Below are 3,641 nucleotides of genomic sequence, written 5' to 3' on the forward strand. Positions count from 1 at the left end.
GGAGCTCTACCTCGCCGTCGTCCGCGACTCCGACCGCCTGGAGCAGGAACTCGGCCGGCTGCCACGGCCCGAGGAGATCGCCGAGGACCTGCACCTCACCGTCGAACAGGCCACCGAGGGACTCCTGGCGGGCCGGGCCTGCCACTCCAACTCCCTGGACGCGCTGCGCGACCAGGACACCGACGAGACCGGCAGCGCCCTGCTCGACCGGCTCGGCGGCTGCGACCCCGGCATCGAACTCGCCGACTTCCGCACCGCCGTCCGCCCACTGCTGGCCCGCCTGCCGGAGCGCGAGCAGACCGTCCTCAAGCTGCGCTTCTGGGACGGCTGCACCCAGTCCCGGATAGCGGAGCGAATCGGCGTCTCCCAGATGCACGTCTCCCGGCTGCTCAGTGCCACCCTCGCCCTGCTGCGCGAGCAGTTGGACGACCTGGACGCCGACGGCTGGGCCGACAGCGCGGAGCCGGCGGAATCGGGCTGAGGCCGACCAGGCGAGCCGCGGTTCCGGCGTGCGGCTTCAGGCCGCCGCCCGCATCGCCGCCCGCCTCGGCGGGCCCAACCCGGACGACGACAGCTGTCTACTGGCCGTCCGGCTTCGGGCGGGGCCGGGGCGTTAGCGAACGCGGAACCCGGGTAGCCGCAGCGGCGGACCATGGGGACGGCGGCGCGAGGAGGCGGACGGATGGATCGGCGTGAGCGGGTGGAGCTGCGCGGGATCGAGCGGGGGCTGCGCCGGGACCACGTCCTGGAGCTGAGGCTTCGCGTCGTCGGGTTCCGCCTGCGCGGCCGGGCCTGGGACGTGCTGCGCGGCGTGCGGCCGCGGACCGTGCTGGCGCTCGCCCTGCTGTCGCTGGGCCTGCTCGGGGCAGGCCTGGGGACGTCCGAGGCGCCGTTTCTGTGGGTCTTCACGGGCTGCTGGGCGCTGACCCTGACCATCGCCTTCGCGGTGCTCTGTGCCTGCGCCGACGGCCGCCAGGAGGAAGGGTGAACGCGCTGCCCGCGTCGCGCGGTCCGCTGTCGGCGGCGTTGACGGCCCTGCTCACCTCCGGACCGCCCGGAGCGGGCCGTCTGCCCACACCGCCCGGCCCGTTCGACGAGCCGTGGGGCGAGGACCACCAGCTGGCCCTGCACCTCTGCTACGAGCTCCACGACCGCGGGCTGCCCGGGGTCCTGGACGACTGGGAGTGGGATCCCGAACTCCTGAGATTCCGCCAGGGGTTGGAGCGCTCGTTCCTGGCCGCGGTACGTGCGGAGGCGGAGCCCGCGCCGCCCTTGCGGGACGCGTTCGAAGCACTGCTCACCGAGCCGCCCGACGGCACCGGCCCGTCGCACTTCCTGCTCGCCGAGGGTGAGCGCCGGCACGCCCGCGAGTACCTGGTGCACCGATCGGTCTACCACCTCAAGGAGGCGGACCCGCAGCTGTGGATGCTGCCGAGGATCCATGGGCCCGCACAGGCGGTGCTGACGGCGATCCTCTACGACGAGTACGGCGCCGGACGGCCGGAGCGGGCCCACGCCCGGCTCTTCGAGCGGATGATGGCCGCCTTCGGCCTCGACCCCGGCTACGGGCACTACCTGGACTTCGTGCCGGCGCCGACCCTGGCCGTGGTCAACCTGATGACGCTCTTCGGCCTGCACCGGGCGATGCGCGGGGCGGCCGTCGGGCACTTCGCGACCGTCGAGATCACGTCCTCGCCCGGCTCCGCCCGCTTGGCGGCGGCGTTGGAACGGCTCGGCGGCGGCCCGGACGGCACCCTCTTCTACCGCGAGCACGTCGAGGCGGACGCCGTCCACGAGCAACTCGTGCGCCGTGGGGTCATCGAGGAACTGGTCGCGGCCGAGCCCGAGTTCGCCAGGGACGTGGCGTTCGGCGTGGCCGCGGCCGGGGTGGTCGGCGGGCGCTTCGCGAACCACTTGCTCGACCACTGGCGGGCCGGACGCAGCTCGCTTCGCTCACCCCTCCCGGACGGCACAGGCTGAGCCGGGCCCGCCCGCGACCTCGCGCGCTCCGACCGGGAAAGATGGTCAGCCGGCTGCGGGGAGCCGGATCTCCAGATGCCCGGAAAGTACTCGGGCCTCCATGACCGGCTGGGGTGCGGTGGCCGGGCCGTGCACCATTTCGCCGTCCCGGAGCCGGAACGTGCTGCCGTGCCAGGGGCAGCGCAGACAGCCCTCCACGAGGGAGCCCTCGGAGAGCGGCCCGGACAGGTGGGCGCAGCGCTCGGCCAGCACGTGGCAGCGGTCGCCCTCGCGGACCACGACCACGGCCAGTTCGCCGGCCGTCGCCCGCACGGGCTTCCCCTCCGGGAAGTCCTCCACCGCGCCGAGGGCGACCCAGTCCGCGGGCGCCAGGCGAGGCACGGCGGCGGCCCGGTCGGGGCCGGCGGCCTGCCGGTAGGCCAGGTGCCCGCCGAGCGCGGCGGCGGCCGAGACGGCGGTCGCCCCGGCCAGGCCGAGCGGGGTGTGTCCGGGAGCCGGTCCGGGCAGGCGTGCGAGAGTGGCCGTAAGCCCGACCGTGACCGGGGAACGGGGTCGGCGCCGTCCCTCCGTGGCGGCGGGAGCGGCAGGGCGCAGCGCCGTCGGGCCCTGGCTCAGGAGAGCGTGGTGGCGCCGTCGGGCCGCGCCGAGACCGTTTTTCAGGACAGGGCGGCCTGGCGGAGCGCGGTGACCAGCTCAGTGAGTTCGTGTGCCGCCCAGTGTGATGGTGTGCGGCATGCCGCTGTCGGAGCAATCGGGGCACAAGGGCCGTCCGGTCGTCACGCTGTCCCTGTTGATCACGCTCCGGAGCAGGGACCACCGCTGCACGGGGCGCGTGGTCCAGCACCCCGAAGTCTCACCTCAAGCCGTCCCATCGGGAGACAGCAGTGATCGGACACCATGCCCCAGGACATCCCGTCGCCGAAGGAGAGGCAGGCGCCCAGGCCCGTGCGCGGTGGTGGCAGGCCGGGGTCGTGGCAGGGGTGTGCGTGGCGCTGGCCGGGACCGGGCTGAGCCCCGCGACCGCCGCGGCCACGGGGTCCGCGCCGGCCACCGCCCCGGTGCGGACCCGGGGAGCCGACCCGGTGGTCACCTTCGGCTTCACCGGTGCCCCGCAGAGCCTCACCATCCCGGCCCAGGCGGTGGTCACGATCACCGCCGACGGCGCGGGCGGTGCCGACAACGCCGGCACCTCCTGTTCCGTCACGGGGACGGGCGGGACGGGGGCGCGGGTCGTCACCACTCTCCCGCAGACCACCGCGCCGACGACGGTCACCGTCAACGTCGGCGGCACGGGCGGCAAGGGCTGCAACGGCACGGGTTCGGGGGGTGCCGGCGGGTTCAACGGCGGCGCTCCGGGTGGGGGCATCTCGGCCACCGGGTTCGGAGCGGAAGGGCCGGGCGGGGGCGGGGCTTCCAGCGTCAGCGTGGGCTCCTTCCTGGTGGTCGCCGGGGGCGGCGGAGCCGCAGGGGGCACCGGGAGCGGCCTGTCGGGTGGCAACGGGGGCAACGGCGGGACGACGCCCGATGCCACCGGCGGTACCACGGGAAGCGCCACCGGCCCCGGGGCCGCGGCGGGGCACGGCGGGGGCGGCGGCAGCACCAGTACGACCACGGGCGGTGCGGGCGGGGCCGCCGGCGCCGTCTCGTTCTGTAGCGCCACG

Annotated in this window: 4 protein-coding genes and 1 pseudogene; 4 read left to right on the plus strand and 1 reads right to left on the minus strand. The window is 75.3% G+C overall.

What is annotated here, in order from left to right; genetic code table 11:
• From AE652_RS03800 to AE652_RS03810, 3 genes are all read left to right on the plus strand, one after another.
• Positions 1-481: sigma-70 family RNA polymerase sigma factor (locus tag AE652_RS03800; RefSeq protein WP_049649669.1), on the plus strand; the 481-nt coding region annotated here is incomplete at its 5' end.
• Positions 482-682: 201 nt separating this feature from the next.
• Positions 683-988 (plus strand): hypothetical protein, encoded by a 306-nt coding sequence (locus AE652_RS03805; RefSeq protein ID WP_049649670.1) that lies wholly within the window; start codon positions 683-685, stop codon positions 986-988.
• A complete protein-coding gene (locus tag AE652_RS03810) occupies positions 985-1,980 on the plus strand; it encodes an iron-containing redox enzyme family protein (protein ID WP_049649671.1) in 996 nt (331 codons plus the stop codon). The genes AE652_RS03805 and AE652_RS03810 overlap by 4 nt, the downstream gene beginning before the upstream one ends.
• A 45-nt stretch (positions 1,981-2,025) precedes the next feature.
• Here AE652_RS03810 and AE652_RS47850 read toward each other — a convergent pair whose 3' ends face one another.
• On the minus strand, positions 2,026-2,361 hold the full coding sequence (locus AE652_RS47850) for a Rieske (2Fe-2S) protein (RefSeq protein ID WP_053111953.1): 336 nt from the start codon (positions 2,359-2,361) through the stop codon (positions 2,026-2,028).
• Between the two features lie 590 nt (positions 2,362-2,951).
• On the opposite strand from AE652_RS47850, the pseudogene AE652_RS03820 reads away from it, so the two are divergent.
• Positions 2,952-3,641 (plus strand): annotated as a pseudogene (locus tag AE652_RS03820) (hypothetical protein); the annotation flags it as partial.

The sequence above is a fragment of the Kitasatospora sp. MY 5-36 genome (assembly GCF_001182915.1).
Classification (GTDB): Bacteria; Actinomycetota; Actinomycetes; order Streptomycetales; family Streptomycetaceae; genus Kitasatospora.

What these genes read in the sequence shown, in the direction of transcription:
- AE652_RS03805 (WP_049649670.1), top strand. Translation starts at nt 683, where the DNA reads ATGGATCGGCGTGAGCGGGTGGAGCTGCGCGGGATCGAGCGGGGGCTG.